The sequence below is a fragment of the Streptomyces violaceus genome, from assembly GCF_036014075.1.
Lineage (GTDB): Bacteria > Actinomycetota > Actinomycetes > Streptomycetales > Streptomycetaceae > Streptomyces > Streptomyces violaceus.
Window position 1 is genome coordinate 3075180 of the sequence record NZ_CP107911.1, and the last position, 15313, is coordinate 3090492.

A 15313-nucleotide genomic window follows, 5' to 3' on the forward strand; every position below is an offset into this window, starting at 1 on the left:
CGGTCAATCACTACGGTTGTTCTCCCCGTAACAGTGCCATGTGCTTTTTCATTCCGAGACACCCGTTCCGACACGCGAGACGATTTCGTCCCAGTAGCCGGGCATGGCCTCCCAGGGATCGGTGCGGCCGCCGCAGTCCGTGCGGTCGGTGAAGTAGATCGTCGCGGCGCCCTGCCATCGGGCGATGCGCAGTGCCTCCCCCAGGTAGGGGCGGGGCACTCCGTGGACGAAGTGGCAGAAGCGCTCGGGCGAGTGGTCGGTGGTCCACTCGGCCACCTGCGACCAGCGGTAGTCGCTCCACGGGCCGGAGAAGGTGACCAGCTGGTCGGCGAGTTCGACGTACCCCGGGTGCGGGTGGATGCCGTGGCCGAGGACGATGTGGGCCTCGTCACGGATCACGCGGAGTGTGGCGACCGTGCGGCGCACCTCGGGCAGCCCGACGTGGTCCGCCGGGCAGCGCTCCAGGAGGAAGCCGTCGACCTGGTACCAGTCGACGAACCGGTGGGCGTCCGAGATCAGCTCTCCGAAGTTCCGGGTGCCGTACCGGGTGTCGAGGTGGCCGAGGACCCGGATGCCCGCGTTGCGCAGGCGGCCGGCCGCCTCCAGGCAGTGCGGGTCGGGGCGGGCGCCGGGGCCGTCGGCCACGTTGAGGACGACCCAGTGCAGCGGGGTGCCGGGACGGGTGAGTTCGCCCCACTCGGTGGGGGCGAGGAGTGGATGCGCGTAGCCGGGGACGCCGACGCCGGGGCGGAGTTCGGTGCCGGAGGTGCGTGGTCGTGTGCTGGTCAGATGCGGCATGCCGCCTCCATCCAGATGTCGGCGAGGGACTCCTCGAGACCGATCCGCGGCCGCCAGCCGAGCCGGTCGCGTGCGGTGCGCACGTCGGCCTGCTGCCAGCTGCCGCAGCCATCGGGGTACGGGTACGCGACCTGGGGGGCGTGGTCCGGTTCGGGGCGGGGGTGGCCGATGGCCGGGCGCAGGGCGCCGGGCGGGCCGTCGAGTTCGTGGAGGGCGCCGCCGTATCCGGCCACGCGGGCGAGGACCGCGGCGGCGTCGCGCAGGCGCACGGCGCGGCCGGAGCCGATGTTGATGACGCCCTGCGCGGCGGAGAGCGAGGCGGCGTGGACGGCGCGGGCCACGTCGCGGACGTCGACGAAGTCGCGCTGCGCACCCAGGCCGCCGAGTTTCAGCTCGCCGTCGCCGGACTGCATGGCGCGGCGCATGGCCTCGGCGAGACGCCCGAGCGGGGAGCCTGCGGGGGTGCCGGGTCCGGCCGGCGAGAAGACGCGCAGGACGACGGCGTCCAGCCCGGAGCCGAGGACCAGTTCGGTGGCGGCGAGTTTGCTGACGCCGTACGGGCCGCCGGGGCGGGGGACGGCGTCCTCGGCCGTGGAGGAGCCGGGCTGGCTGGGGCCGTACTCCGCGCTGCACCCGATCTGCACCAGACGGGCGCCGCAGCCGCTGCGGCGCAGGGCCTCGCAGACGGTGGCCACGGCGACGGTGTTGTGGCGGGTGAGTTCGCGGGCACCGCCCCTGGTGGCGCCGGCGCAGTTGACGACGACGCCCGGGTGGACCGCGTCGAGGAAGCGGGTGAGGGCGCCGGGGCTGCCGGAGGCGAGGTCGAAGCGGACGTCGGCGTCGTCGCCGCGGCCGAGAGCGGTGAGCTGCACGGCAGGGTCGGCGAGCAGGCGGTCGGCGACGAAGCGCCCGATGTAGCCGTTGGCTCCGATCAGCAGGACTCTCATCGCGCGGCTCCCGGGGCGGCTGGGACTCCTGGGTGGGTGGTCATCGGGGTTCTCCTTGGTGCGGGGTGAACGGGATGGGGCGGGTGCCTCCGGCGGTGGGCCGGTGTCTGTGGCTACGGGGTGACGGCTCTTCGGGGGTTATGGCTCTTGCGGACTGAAGGCTCTTGGGGGTGGCGGTTCTTTCGGGAGTCGCTCGCCGAAGGCTTCGGGGCCGGGATCGCCCGTGGCCTGATGCGGGTTCTGGCGGTCCTGGCTCCCGGGGCGGTCACCGTGAGGGGGCCGGCGGTGCGTGGGCCGAGGCCCTGGTCAGCTTGCGCGTCGCGTGGACGAGGAGGACCAGGGCCGCCGCCCCGCAGGCCAGGGTGGGGACGCTGCCCGCGCCCCAGAGGGTGACGAGGGTCTCCACGGGGGTGCCCAGGAAGTCGAGACCGGGGAGGCGGGCGATGAAGACCGTGGCGAGGGCGGCTGCCTGGACCGTGGCCGTCGCGGTGAGGACCACGGCCGGGGCGTGGACGAACCCGTGGGTGGTGAGGAGACGGGCGATGAAGAGGAGGGCGCCCAGGGCGAGGGCCTCCGCGTAGCCCGCGGGTTCGTCGAGGAATGCCGCGCAGAGGGCGAGCAGGGCCGCCAGGGCGCCCAGGAAGAGGACGACTGTGCCGAGCAGGAGCGGTCGTACGGCGGCGGCGAAGTCCTCGAGGCCGCGGCTCGCCGCGAGCCTGCGGCGACCGCGCGCGGTGAAGAGGTGGGCGATCCAGGCCGCGGGCGCGCAAGCCAGGGCGAGGGCCAGTACAGGGGCGGCGGTGAGGGGCCAGGGGCCGTCGGCCGTGCCGGTGGGCAGACCGTCCGGGCCGCCGGTGACGGCGCTGTGGAGCAGGCCGTTGCCCAGGAGGGAGTAGGCGACGAGCCAGGAGATCCAGAGGGTGCTTCCGCCGGGGGCGGTGTGGTCGGTCCGGCTCAGGGGGCCTCGGCGCAGGGCCGCGCGGAGGGCCAGGCCCACGGCGAGGATGCCTGCTGCCACGGCGAACAGGCGCGACCGGCCGTGGGTGAGGTGCGCGGCGGTCACGGCGGCGGCGCACAGCGCGCCCGGCAACAGCGTCAGTAGGACCCAGTCCGCACGGGCCCGGGGCGCCACGGGTGCCGGGGACGCGGGTGCGTCCCCGTCTCGGGTGACTCGTGCGTACATCTCCTCGGCGAGGGAGAAGACGTCCCTGTGGCGAAAGCGGGCCGCGGTCCGCTCGGTGATGCCGTGCGCTTCCAGGCCCGCCGCGATCTCGAGGGGGTCCACCGCGCGTTCGCAGAGTTCCCGGTGACGGTGCATCAGCGCCTTCACGGGGTCGGCGGCACCGCGGCGCGGGGAGGGCGGCTTGCGGTCGCCGGCCGGCTCCTGTTTCGCGGAGGGCTCGCGGTCGGCGGCCGGTTCCGGGGCCGGTGAGGCCGTGGGTGCCGTGGGCGCGGAGCCGAGTGCCTTCTCCGAGGAGGCATCCGCTGCTCCCGGGCCGGCCGGTGTTCCAGGACGGTCCAGTTCGCCCAAGTCGTTCATCGCGCTCTCTCCGGGGCGGTGACGGGAGTGGTGGCTCGTACGGGACCGCCTCCGGCCCAGCCGGGGCCGCCGCGGGCGGCGAGGCCGGGTGCCGGGGCTGCCCAGCGGACCGGGACACGGGCCTCGGCGGGCACGGCGAAGGGCAGCGGCTCCCCCGACGCGTCGAGGACGCCATGGCGGACGGGGGCGCGGGAGACGATCTCCAGGTAAATGCCGTGAAATGCCTCGATGTTCTGCTCGACCGTGAACAGTTCGAGGGCACGGGCCCGGGCGGCGGCGCCCAGTCGCTCACGGCGCTCCGGGTCGCGCAGCAGCGCGACGCACGCCTCGGCGAGCGCTCGCGGATTGCGCGGCGGTACGACCAGTCCCGTGCCGCCGATGACCTCCACGACCGCGCCGACGTCCGTCGACACCGTCGCGCGCCCGCAGAGCATGGCCTCGACAAGGCTGATCGGGAAGCCCTCGACGACGCTGGACAGGACGGTCACGGCACCCGAGGCGTAGGCGTCGGCGGGGACCGGGAGTTCCGGCCCGCCGACCTCCTCGAACGACACCGGGTTGTGGCCGGCGGCGTGCGGACCCTCGGCCTCGTCGGGGAAGAGCTGGGCGGCCAGCGCCCTGCAGTGGGCGAGATAGGCCGCGCCCTCGGTGCCGGCGGGGGCTCCGACGATGCGCAGGCGCGTCTTGGGCTCCTGTTTGCGGACCTCGGCGAAGGCGTGCAGCAGCGAGACCAGGTCCTTGGCGGGCTCCACGCGGCCGATCCAGACGAGCGCGTCCGGGTCGGCGCACTCCACGGACTCGCCCACCTCCGCGAAGGGCCGGGCGTCCATGCCGGGGTAGACCGTGCGGAGCTTCTCGCGGTCGGCACCGCAGCGCTCCTGCCAGCGGCGGGCGTGCGTGTTGCCGGCGGTGACGACCTCGGCCTGGCCGTAGGCCTCGGCGGCGAGTCTGCCGTGGAAGGCCGCCAGCAGGGACCGTACGGCGGGTGGGGCGTCGGGGGCGGTGAGGTAGTGCGTCCGCAGGCGCACGCCGTACTCGGTCACCAGCAAGGGGACGCCGGTGAAGTGGCGGGCCAGCAGGCCCGGCAGGGCGGCCGGGCCGCCGGACGCGGCGTGGCAGAGGTCGACCGCACCGAGTCCGTCGTCCTCGTACCAGTCGAGGGAGAGGGGGCGCAGCGCACGTTCGAGGTGTGCGGCCACGGCGAGTAGATCCGGGACCCGGGCCTCACGCGCGGCGCGGTGGGCGCCGGGCGCACGACAGGCGCGTTCCAGCGTGCGTACGGCGGCCTCGGAGCGGAGAGCTCCGGCCAGGCCGCCCTCCTCGCGGGCGAGTTCGGCGAGTCCGTACAGAGCGTTGCCGAAACGGTCCGCCTCGGGGGTCGGCGCACCCCCGGCCTGCGAGTTCTCCCCAGTGGTCGACGCGCCCCCGGCGACCGGCACACTCCCGGACGCCCCGCACAGCACGGCGGCCAGTTCACTGAAGTGCTCGGTGAACCGCCGACGTGCGCGGCGGCCCAGGATCGCTCCGTCGTCCCCGGCCATCCACAGCGGTGCGGTGCGCACCCTGCGGACGTTCGGCGACAGCGGGGTCCAGCCCTCGTCCTCCTGGTGTTCACTGCGACTGAGCGCGTAGACGTCGAACTCGTGCTGTGCGAGCCCGCGCACCAGCCGGTCGCACCAGAGCCTGGCGTCACCGCTCACATACGGATAGCCACCCTCCGTAAGCAGTCCGATGCGCACGTGTGCACCCCCGATCTCCCGTATGGGGAGCCGCCGTTGCCCGGCGGCTCGCAGCGGGACGAACGTATGCGGTCAAGGCGGTGGTGCGACGGACGGTTGTCCGTCGCACCACCAAAAGGGGTGAACGGTCGTAACTTTCCTGTGCGGGTCGCGTTCCGTCGCGCTAGGAGATCAAGCGGACACGGATCGTCATGCTGCGGCCAACTCCCGCCGCTCCGCCCGGCGTCGCGCGGCCGCCTCCGGGTCGAGCGCCGGCACGGCGGCGAGCAGCTGCCTGGTGTACGGCTCTTGTGGGGACCCGTACACCTCGGCGACGGGCCCTTCCTCGACGATCGCGCCCTCCCGCATCACCGCGACCCGGTCGCTGACCTGGCGTACTACGGCCAGGTCGTGCGCGACGAAGACCAGCGCGAGCCCGAGTTCGCGTTGCAACTCCCCCAGCAGGTCGACCACATGTGCCTGGGTGGTGACGTCGAGGGCCGAGACCGGCTCGTCGCAGACGATGACGCGCGGGTCGGCCGCGAGCGCCCGCGCGATACCGATGCGCTGGCGCTGGCCGCCGCTGAACTCATGCGGGTAGCGGTCGTGGTGCGCCGCTTCGAGCCCCACGCGCTCCAGCAGTTCCGCCACGCGCTCCCGGATGCGCCCCTCCTCGGACTCGCCCCGCGCCCGGAGCGGATCGGCGATGGACTCGCCCACGGTGCGGCGGGGGTTGAGGGAGGAGACGGGGTCCTGGAAGACCATCTGCACGGCAGGGTTCACCCCGGTGTGCGCACGGCCCTCGAACCTCAGCGATCCGGCCGTCGGCTCCAGCAGCCCGACGAGCATGCGCCCCAGGGTCGTCTTCCCGCTGCCGCTTTCGCCGACGATGCCGAGCGTCTCACCGCGCCGCAGGGTCAGTGACACATCGTCCACGGCTGTGAACGCCCGCTTCCCGCGCCCGAACACGCGCCTCAGGGCGGTCGCTTCCAGCACGGCCTCCTCGGGCGCCGACGCGGCCTTCCGGGGTGCGTCCAGCCGTGGCACCGCGGCCAGCAGTTCCCGGGTGTACGGCTGGACCGGCGCGCCCAGCACACCCGAGACCGGGCCGTGCTCGACCGCCCGCCCGTGCCGCATCACCAGCACCTCGTCGACGCTCTCGGCGGCGACACCCACGTCGTGGGTGACGAGCAGCAGGCCCATGCCGGTCTCCTCGCGCAAGGTGTGCAGCAGGTCGAGGACCTGGGCCTGGACGGTGACATCGAGGGCGGTCGTCGGCTCGTCGGCGATCAGCAGGCTGGGTTCGCACGCGAGCGCCATGGCGATCAGGGCGCGCTGGCGCATACCGCCGCTGAACTCGTGCGGCCGGGAACGGGACCGCCGGGCCGCGTCCGGAATGCCCACCCGGTCGAGGACCTCGACGGCACGCGCGCGTGCCGCCCGTCGGGACACACCCGCGTGCGCGCGGTACACCTCGGCGATCTGGTCACCGATCGCGTAGTACGGGTCGAGGGAGGACAGCGGATCCTGGAACACCATCGCGGCCCGGCCGCCGCGCAGCTGCCGCAGCTCCTCGTCGGAGGCCCGCCGCACGTCGGTGCCGGCCACCTCGACCGAGCCCCCGACCCGCGCTCCCGTGCCACGGTGCAGGCCGAGCAGGGCGGACGCCACGGTCGACTTGCCGGAGCCGGACTCGCCGACCAGGGCCAGGGCGGCGCCCTGTTCCAGGCGGAAGGAGAGTCCGTCGACGGCACGCAGCTCGCCGAAGTCCACGCTCAGGTCGCTCACGTCGACCAGGCTCATGTCAGCACCACCCGTCGGTCGGCCACCGCGTACAGCACGTCGGCGACGGCGTTGGCGAGGACCACGAAGAATCCGGTCACCAGCACCATGCCGACGACCACCGGCAGGTCGACGACCTTCACCGCCCCCACCAGCGCCTGTCCGATGCCGGGCAGCCCGAAGAGCGTCTCGGTGAGGACGGCGCCGCCGAAGAGCACCCCGAGGTTGTTGGCGTTCACGGCGATGAGCGGTGCCACCGCGCCCCGCAGCGCGTGCCGCCCGATGATGGCCCGCTCCCCGATGCCGTACGCCCGGAAGGTCCGTACATGGTCCTCGGCGAGGGTCTCCAGCATCGCGGCCCGGGTCAGCCGGGCGTAGGTGGCCGACTCGATCAGCGCGAGCGACAGCCAGGGCAGCAGCAGGTTCCAGGCCCACTGCTCGGGGTCGTCGGTGAAGGCGACGTACTGCGGGAACGGCAGCAGTTGCAGCTGTCCGCAGACGACGATCATCAGGACCAGACCGATGACGAAGACGGGCGTGGCCGTGCCGGCGAGCGTGAGGCCGGTCAGCAGCCGTTCCGTGAGCCGGCCGCGTCGCCACACCGACAGCACCCCGGTGCCGATGCCGATGACCAGCCACAGCACCATGGCGCCGAGCGCGAGTGAGCCGGTGACCGGCAGCTTCGCGAGGATCAGGTCCGTGACCGGCTGGTCGCTCTGGTACGACAGGCCGAGGCAGGGCGCCGGGCAGTGCTGCACGGACGTACCGGTCGAGAAGTCCTGGCCGGCCACGAGGCCCGACAGGAAATGCCAGTACCGCACGTACAGCGGGTCGTCGAGCCTCAGCTGCTGGGCGACCTGGTGGACCTGTTCCGGTGAGCAGCGCGGGCCGCAGGTGATCTGGGCGACATTGCCGGGCGTGGCGTAGAAGACGACGTAGATGATCACGGAGAGGGCGAAGAGGGTGACCAGGGCGCCGAGCGCGCGGCGCAGCACGAAACCGCCGAAGCCGCTCATGCCGCACCTCCCCTGGCCGCCTTGGCCTCCTGCTTCCGTCCCGTCCCGATGCGCAGCCGGGAGGCCGCGCGCGGGTCGAGGGCGGTGCGCACACCGTCGCCGAGGACGGTCAGGGCCAGGACGGTCACGAACAGCGCGCCCGCGGGCAGCAGCAGGTACTGCGGGGCCGCCTGGTACCAGACGTCGGCCGCGGTGAGCATCTGTCCCCAGGACGGCGTCGGCGGCTTCACGCCCACGCCGAGGAAGGACAGCGCCGCCTCGACGGTGATGTTCGTCGGGATGAGCAGCGCGGAGTACGTGATGACGGGCGCCGCCAGGCCGGGCAGCAGTTCGCGGCGGGCGATCCGGGCGGTGCCCCAGCCGCTGAGCCGTGCCGCGGAGACGTAGTCGAGCTGTTTGAGGGTGAGCGTCTGCGCGCGCACCATCTTGGCCAGCGTGCCCCAGCCGGAGACCAGCCCCACGACGAGGGCGACCAGGACGGGACGCGGGAAGCTCGTGGGCACGATGGCGAGCAGGGCCAGCGCGATGACCATCAGGGGCATGGACACGAAGACGTCGGCGATCCGGGTGACGGCGAGATCCACCCAGCGGTTGCCGAGCCCCGCGATGACGCCCAGTACGACACCGAGCAGCACCTGCACCACCGTGGCCGCGAGCGCCACGCCCAGCGATACGCGCGCGCCGTGCATCAGCCGGGCGAACAGGTCGCGTCCGGTCTGCGGTTCGACGCCGAGCCAGTGGTCACCGCTGATGCCGCCGAGCGGCCCGATGGGCACGCCCCCGCGCGCGGAGTCCACCAGGGAGGGGTGGTAGGTGGTCGGGTCCTGGCCCTCGAGTGCCGTGAGGAGGGGCGCGGCGAGCGCGATCAGGACGAGCAGTGCGACGACGGCCGCCGCGACGAGGGCGGCGCGCTTCGTGCGCAGCCGCCGCCAGAACTGACGGGCCCCCGAGGTCCCCGGAGCGGACACTCCGGGAGCCTCGACGGCGAGAACTGCCTCGCTCACGGCGCTACTTCACCGCGACCTGGGAGATGTCCAGCACACCGGTCCAGTCACTGATCACGATGTTCTTGACGTCCTCGCCGTACAGACGCTTGTAGACGGGGTGGAACAGCGGCACGGTCAGGGCCTTCTCGCCGATCTTCTTGTCCAGTGCGCCCCACCTCTTGGCGGCCTGGTCAAGATCCGTCAACTTGTTGATCGCGTCGATCTCGGCATTGACCGACTTGTCGTTCAGCAGGCCCGTGTTGAAGTTCGCACCGTCCTTGACGATCTGCCGGCCGTCGAAGATCGGGGCGAGGAACGGACCGCCGGAGGGCCAGTCGGCACCCCAGTGGGCGAGGAAGAAGCCCGGCTCGGTCTTCACGTCGTGGATCTTGTCGGAGTAGTCGTTCTCCTCCAGACCCTGCAGTTTGACCGTGATGCCGGCCTTCTTGAGCGCGTCCTGGATCGCGGTCGCGATCTCCGGGCTGGTCTCGAAGTCCTTGGCGTTGGAGTGCGTCAGCGTGATGGTGAGGCCGTTCGGGTGGCCCGCCTCCTTCAGCAGCGCCTTGGCCTTCTGCGGGTCGCCGCTCTGGCCCGCCGGGAACAGGTCGTACGGCGTGTGGCCGAAGGACTTCTGGTCGGGCAGGAAGGTGGTCGCGGGCTCGGCGAGCGCCGAACCGCCGGCGGCGTTGACCACGGACGACCGGTCGATGACGTACGAGATCGCCTGCCGCACCTTGACGTCGTCGAACGGCTTGATGGCCGGGTTGAACGCGATGTAGTTGGTGTAGCCGAAGTGCCCGGTGCCGACGCGGGAGGCAAGGTCCTTGTCGCCGGTGACCTTGGCCAGTTCGGCCGGGCCGAGGTTGGTGTCCGTGGTGACCGTGGCGGCGTCCGCTCCCTGGGACGTGGACAGCCGCTGGTTGATCACGGACGTGTCGAGCCCGGACCGTACGTCGATCGTGTCCGGGTAGGCCTTGCGTTCGGCGTCGGTCGTGGCGGCCCAGTGCGTGTTGCGCTCCAGGGTCAGCCGCTCACCGTCGTTCTCGTTCCTCACGACCTTGTACGGCCCCGACGAGACCGGGTGCTCCTCGTACTTCGTGCCCGTGTCCTTGCTCTTCGGGACGGGCGTGAACTGCGTCTGCGTGGCCAGGTAGGGGAACTCGCCCTCTGGCCTGTTCAGATGGAAGACGATGGTCCGCTCGTCCGGTGTCTCGATCGCGTCGAGGCCCTTCTTGTCCTTGTACGGGCCCTGGTAGCCGGCGGCCCCTACCAGCCAGTCCCGCAGATAGGGGGCGCCGCCCGACAGCTCGGGAGCGAAGGAGCGCTCGATGCCGTACTTGATGTCGGCCGAGGTGATCGGGGTGCCGTCCTCGTACTTGAGGCCCTTCTTCAGGGTGTACGTCCACACCGTCGCGTTCTTGCTGGGGCGCCCCGTGTCGGTGGCGAGGTCGGGTACGACCTCGGTGCCGGCGGCGCCATCCTCGCGGTTGCGGGTGGTGAGCGTACGGAAGACCAGGGACGGGACGTTGCCGCCGCCGGAGGTGTACAGGCGTGCCGGGTCGAAGTCCTGCTGCGGGTCGGCGTTCAGGACCGTGAGGGTGCCGCCCTTGTGGGGCGTGGAGTCGCCGCCGGCGCCCTTGGCATCGTTGTCCTTCGGCCCGCAGGCGGCGGCGCCCGCTGCCAGGACCAGGCTGACGGATGCCGCGGCCACGCGGCGCGCTGTGACGGACGGTTGGCGCATCGGAATGACGACCTCTCGAAGAGTCTCGAATCGCGAGACGAAATGACGAAGAGTGAGACGAAAAGGAACAGACGTCTGCCCGGCGCCGGGTCGTCGAAGAAGCCGTGTGTCGAAATAGCCGCGGCCGAAGCAGCCGTGACCGGCTCACGGAGAGCATGGATTTTCGCGACGCGCGCCTGGGGCGGGCGTCAGCAACAGTGAATGTCGGCCACGCAGAGCGAGGTCACGCCGATGAGCGCCAGCTCGATGGCGGCGCGCACGGAGGCGGGACGGGGCGACATGCGCAGAAATATGGACGACTTTTCTGCGCATGTCAACGCGCGGTGCGGGCCGGCACCTGTGACGCCTGTCAATTCCCGGGGTAGGCCCAGGGGTTGGCACGGCAGCGAATGCCGTCATGGTCGAGGAACTTGGTCTGCTGCTGCATGACCGGGGCGAGATCGCCGTCCTTGTCGCAGGTCACGTGGTTGTAGCCGAGGCGGTGTCCGACCTCGTGGTTGATCAGCATCTGCCGGTAGGCGTGCATCTTGTCGCCGTATGTCGGCGAGCCCTGCGCCCACCGGTAGGCGTTGATCATCACGCGCTCGGTCGCGGCCGAGTCACAGGAGACGTTGTCCACGGTGGTGTCGAGGCCGGACTTGGCACACCAGTCGGCGGTCGTGCCGGGGCTGGCGAGAGTGATCACGAAGTCGGGCTTGCCGGAGTAGATGCGCTCGAAGGTGTTCGCGCCGTTGTGGGCCCAGCTGCGCTGGTCGTTGAGCGTCTTCTGCACGGCCTCGGCGAAGAGTTCGCCGTCCAGCCCGAGTCCCTGCTCCACGTCCACGCGGTAGGTGTGCTTCTGCCCCGCACCGGGTGCCTTCGCGATTCCGGGGACGGCGTCGAACTTCCCCGAGCCCTTCAGCTTGGCGCCGAGCGGATACGTCCTTGCCATCTTCTCGTCGTACGTGAGCGGCTTCGCGTCCGAGTCCGGGGCGGGGGTCTGCCCACCGCCCTGGGGCGCGGAGCCCCGGAGGTCGCGGGCCTGGTCGGTGGCGGACTGCGACTGCACGTCGGCACCACCCTGGTCGTCGGCGACCTGGCCGGCGACGACGACGGCCAGCACGGTCGTGACGGCGGCGGCCGCGATGCCGGTGAAGGTACGGCCCTTGCCGCCCTTGGCCGGCGCGGGCGCGCCGGTGGGCTCCGCGTCGTCGTGGTCGTGGTCGTCGAAGGGGGTGTCGGCCGGGGTGCCCGCGCTCCAGTCCGTGACGGAGGCGTAGGCGTCCGCCGCGTGCGCGGAGGCGGCCGTACGGGGCGCGAAGACGTCGTCCCCTTCGCCGAAGGCCTCGAGGTACTCCTGCCGTGGCCCGGGCACGGACGCCCGCCGCTGCCGCGGTACGGGGGCGGTGCCCCGGCCGCTTTCCCGCAACTCACCCCAGCCGCCACCGGGTTCCCGCTGCTCGGGGTGGCCTCCACGGGCAGGGGGGAAGCCGTGCGCGGGGGTGCCGTCGGGCAGCCGCGGCACGCCGCGTCCCGGGGGGCCGTCCGGACTCCATCCGTCCGGCAGCTGCGGCATCCCGTACGGCGGCGTACCGGAACCCGGCGCGGCCCCGGAACCCGGCGCGGGCCGCGGCCCCGGCGCACGGCGAGGGCCCGCGCCCGGCGGCGGCCAGCCGCCCTGCCCGGCGCCGGGCGGTGCCGGCCGGCCTCCCCGGCTCGGGTCCGGTGCCTGGCTCTGCTCTGGTCTCTGTCCCTGCGCCGACCCGGCCCGGTCGTCCCGTACTGCGGTCGCGTCCGCGGTGTCGCCCTTGGCGACGGCCCCGCGGCGGCTGTGGCGTCCCACGTCGCGCCTCAGCCCCCCATGCTCTCGTCGGTGCTTTCCCTGTCGACGGCGTCGCCCCCGGCGTGCGCCCGGCCCGTGCCCGGACCGTCCGTGCCGGACTCGCTCCCGCCCTTCGCCGCGCCCCGAGCCCGCCGTGCACGCCGCGTACCCAACTCTCCCGAATCCTCGAGGAGTTCACGAAACGCCAGGGCCACCGTCTCCGGGTACTCCATCATGGCCACGTGCCCCGCGTCCGGCAACGTCACCAGCCGCGAGTCGCGAAAGACCCGGGCCGCCTTCTGGGCCATGCGGAAGCCGACCAGTTGGTCACGGCCACCGTAGACGAGGAGGGTCGGCGCGAGAACCCGCTCGGCCTGGCGCCACAGCCCCTGCTGGCCGCCCAGCGTGTACGCGTTGACGATCCCGCGCGCGGACCGCGCCATCGCGTCCCAGAAGTACGGCAGCCGCAGCCGCCGCTCCATCTCCTGCACGGCATTGCGGAAACCTTCCGGCGTCACCCGCCCCGGATCCCCGTAACACAGCGCCATCACGCCGCGGACCCGCTGCTCCGCCGTCCAGGCTCGGGTGAGCCGGGTGAAGAGCAGGGCGACACCGGGCACCGCCAGCAGCCCCGTGGGCACGGCGGAGCGCTGCACGCGGATTTCCGGCAGGGCGGGCGACACGAGCGTGAGCGTACGGACGAGATCGGGCCGTACCGCGGCGACACGGGTGGTGATGGCGCCACCGAGCGAGTTCCCGAACAGGTGCACGGGACCGCGCCCGGAGGCGTCGAGGTAACGGATGACCGCGCGCGCGTGCCCCGTGACGGAGTAGTCACCGTCATCCGGTGGCGGGGAGTCACCGAAGCCCGGCAGGTCGACGGCCTCGCTGTCGACGGCTTCCTCCAGCAGCGCCATCAGCGCCGACCAGTTCAGCGAGGAACCCCCGAGCCCGTGCACGTACAGCGCGGGAGGCAGCCCCTCGCGCGCGGGCGGTCGCGAGCGCACCGCCAGCGTGACGCCGGGCAGCTCGACCGACCTCAGCCGCTCGCCCTCCGCGACCCTGACGCCCCCCACCTTCGGCAGCACATTGGCGGGCGGCACGAACGGCAGCTCGGTCGAAGACATGCGGCAATGTTACGAGACGATCACGCAGTGGCTCATGCGTTCGCCTGTGTTCGCCGTCACAGGAATCGGACAGGAGCAGTTCAGGGGATGCGCACTGCGTCACACCCCGGACGCGGATCGCATAGCGTCCGGATCGGGTGTCTCCTAGGCTCGTACAGAGGGCACCCGCGTGTGGCCCCTGCATTCCCAGGGACGTTCGTAGGAAGGGAGCCCCACCATGGCCGTAGACCCCACCGACCCCGAGACATTCGAGGCCGAGGAAGCACCGGAGGCGCAGGAGTACGACGTCGAGGCCCCCGAGGTCGACGCGGCCGAGCAGCAGGCGGACCTCGCACCGGACCGCGACGACCCGCTGACCGACGCCGACCCGGGCCTCGCCAACGAGGCCGACCTGGCGGAGCAGGCCCGGGTCGTCTCCCTCGACGAGGACGACTACCGGTGACGACCCCCACCGGGGGCGGCGAACAGCGCCAATGAACAGGAAAGAGGCCGCATTTTGCCCGCTCTGTCCCTGTTTGAAACCTTCGCAACCGCTTTCGCAACCGTCCGGTCCGTGAAATTCTGCGCTCTCACCGCGCACACCACGGTTACCGAAAAGTACGATGGCGACGCGGCCAGATCCGCACGTGGACGACTATGGGAGGCGGCGTGACAGCCATCGAGCAGACAGAGGCGGTTCGCCCGCGGGGCACACGCCTGCCACGCCGTGCCCGACGCAACCAGCTCCTGGGAGCCGCCCAGGAGGTCTTCGTGGCCCAGGGCTATCACGCGGCGGCGATGGACGACATCGCCGAGCGCGCGGGCGTCAGCAAGCCGGTGCTCTACCAGCACTTCCCGGGCAAGCTCGACCTCTATCTCGCACTGCTCGACCAGCACTGCGAGTCGCTCATCCAGGCCGTGCGCCACGCGCTCGCCTCGACGACGGACAACAAGCAGCGCGTGCGGGCGACCATGGACGCGTATTTCGCGTACGTCGAGGACGACGGTGGCGCCTTCCGCCTGGTCTTCGAGTCGGACCTGACGAACGAGCCCGCCGTGCGCGAGCGCGTCGACAAGGTCACCAACGAGTGCGCGGAAGCGATCTGCGACGTCATCGCCGAGGACACCGGCCTGTCGCGCGCGGAGTCGATGCTGCTCGCCTCGGGCCTGGGCGGCCTCGCCCAGGTCGTCGCGCGGTCCTGGCTGCACAGCGACCGCAGCGTGCCCCGCGACCAGGCGGTGCAGCTGCTGACCTCGCTGGCGTGGCGCGGCATCGCGGGCTTCCCGCTGCACGGGACCGAGCACCACTGACGGGCGCTTTGTTCCCGCCCGATGTTCGCTCGTGGCGTTCTCGGGCGGGAACTGTACGTCGCCTCGCCGGGCTAATGTGTGCTGCGTACGGCGCGTAAGGTCGCGCACATCACTGACCGTCGGAGGGACATAGCCGTGGAGGTCAAGATCGGCGTGCAGCACGCGCCGCGCGAGATCGTTCTGGAGAGCGGTCAGAGCCCCGAGGAGGTCGAGCGCGTTGTGGCCGAGGCACTGGCCGGGAAGTCGCAGCTGCTGAGCCTCGTGGACGAACACGGCCGCAAGATCCTGGTCCCGGCCGACCGTCTCGCGTACGTCGAGATCGGCGAGCCGGCCCCGCGCAAGGTGGGCTTCGGCGCGCTGTAGGCGCGTGAGTGGAACGGGGCGGGACGGCCATCGGCCGTCCCGCCCCGTTCGCGTTACCCTCCACCGAGCAGCCCCTGAGCAGTCCCCGAGCCGTCCCCCTGCGGCACCTGGGTTCCTCCACGGATGGAGCACAGAGCACCCACAGAATGGGATTGGATTCCGCAGGTCAGGGGTAAGACGGGCTACGACCGATTTGGGCAGGCC

The 15313-nt window shown here is 72.1% G+C and carries 14 protein-coding genes; 3 read left to right on the forward strand and 11 right to left on the reverse strand.

What is annotated here, in order from left to right; genetic code table 11:
- Positions 1 to 48: 48 nt before the first annotated feature.
- From OG542_RS13590 to OG542_RS13640, 11 genes are all read right to left on the reverse strand, one after another.
- On the reverse strand, positions 49 to 798 hold the full coding sequence (locus tag OG542_RS13590; RefSeq protein WP_328410977.1) for a spherulation-specific family 4 protein: 750 nt from the start codon (positions 796 to 798) through the stop codon (positions 49 to 51).
- The gene (locus OG542_RS13595) at positions 786 to 1745 is read right to left on the reverse strand and encodes an NAD-dependent epimerase/dehydratase family protein (protein WP_184590714.1); all 960 of its coding nucleotides are present in this window, start codon (positions 1743 to 1745) and stop codon (positions 786 to 788) included. Before OG542_RS13595 ends, OG542_RS13590 begins: the two co-directional genes overlap by 13 nt.
- A 265-nt stretch (positions 1746 to 2010) precedes the next feature.
- Positions 2011 to 3285: a hypothetical protein gene (locus OG542_RS13600; protein ID WP_328410980.1), complete on the reverse strand. Its 1275-nt coding sequence runs from the start codon at positions 3283 to 3285 to the stop codon at positions 2011 to 2013.
- Entirely contained in the window at positions 3282 to 5024 is a 1743-nt protein-coding gene (locus OG542_RS13605; protein ID WP_328410982.1) for a DUF3492 domain-containing protein, read from the reverse strand. Before OG542_RS13605 ends, OG542_RS13600 begins: the two co-directional genes overlap by 4 nt.
- Positions 5025 to 5213: 189 nt before the next feature.
- Positions 5214 to 6806: an ABC transporter ATP-binding protein gene (locus tag OG542_RS13610; protein WP_328410984.1), complete on the reverse strand. Its 1593-nt coding sequence runs from the start codon at positions 6804 to 6806 to the stop codon at positions 5214 to 5216.
- Complete coding sequence (locus OG542_RS13615; protein ID WP_328410986.1) at positions 6803 to 7801, reverse strand: ABC transporter permease; 999 nt, start codon at positions 7799 to 7801, stop codon at positions 6803 to 6805. Before OG542_RS13615 ends, OG542_RS13610 begins: the two co-directional genes overlap by 4 nt.
- On the reverse strand, positions 7798 to 8805 hold the full coding sequence (locus OG542_RS13620; protein WP_328410988.1) for an ABC transporter permease: 1008 nt from the start codon (positions 8803 to 8805) through the stop codon (positions 7798 to 7800). The genes OG542_RS13615 and OG542_RS13620 overlap by 4 nt, the downstream gene beginning before the upstream one ends.
- A gap of 4 nt (positions 8806 to 8809) precedes the next feature.
- Complete coding sequence (locus tag OG542_RS13625; protein ID WP_328410990.1) at positions 8810 to 10528, reverse strand: ABC transporter substrate-binding protein; 1719 nt, start codon at positions 10526 to 10528, stop codon at positions 8810 to 8812.
- Between the two features lie 188 nt (positions 10529 to 10716).
- Complete coding sequence (locus OG542_RS13630; RefSeq protein ID WP_311127615.1) at positions 10717 to 10809, reverse strand: Ms4533A family Cys-rich leader peptide; 93 nt, start codon at positions 10807 to 10809, stop codon at positions 10717 to 10719.
- Positions 10810 to 10877: 68 nt separating this feature from the next.
- Entirely contained in the window at positions 10878 to 12350 is a 1473-nt protein-coding gene (locus OG542_RS13635) for a DUF3152 domain-containing protein (protein WP_328410993.1), read from the reverse strand.
- A gap of 8 nt (positions 12351 to 12358) precedes the next feature.
- Positions 12359 to 13456 carry an alpha/beta fold hydrolase gene (locus OG542_RS13640; protein WP_311127613.1) on the reverse strand — a complete coding sequence of 366 codons (1098 nt, stop codon included), beginning with the start codon at positions 13454 to 13456 and terminating at the stop codon, positions 12359 to 12361.
- 217 nt (positions 13457 to 13673) lie between these two features.
- On the opposite strand from OG542_RS13640, the gene OG542_RS13645 reads away from it, so the two are divergent.
- The 3 genes from OG542_RS13645 (at position 13674) to OG542_RS13655 (ending at position 15109) form a co-directional block, all read left to right on the forward strand.
- Complete coding sequence (locus OG542_RS13645; protein ID WP_311127612.1) at positions 13674 to 13898, forward strand: hypothetical protein; 225 nt, start codon at positions 13674 to 13676, stop codon at positions 13896 to 13898.
- A 206-nt stretch (positions 13899 to 14104) separates the two neighbouring features.
- Positions 14105 to 14746, forward strand: a complete 642-nt coding sequence (locus OG542_RS13650) for a TetR/AcrR family transcriptional regulator (RefSeq protein ID WP_184590732.1) — start codon at positions 14105 to 14107, stop codon at positions 14744 to 14746.
- Positions 14747 to 14881: 135 nt separating this feature from the next.
- Positions 14882 to 15109, forward strand: coding sequence for a DUF3107 domain-containing protein (locus tag OG542_RS13655; protein WP_189723087.1), 228 nt, complete (start codon positions 14882 to 14884; stop codon positions 15107 to 15109).
- Positions 15110 to 15313 lie beyond the last annotated feature (204 nt).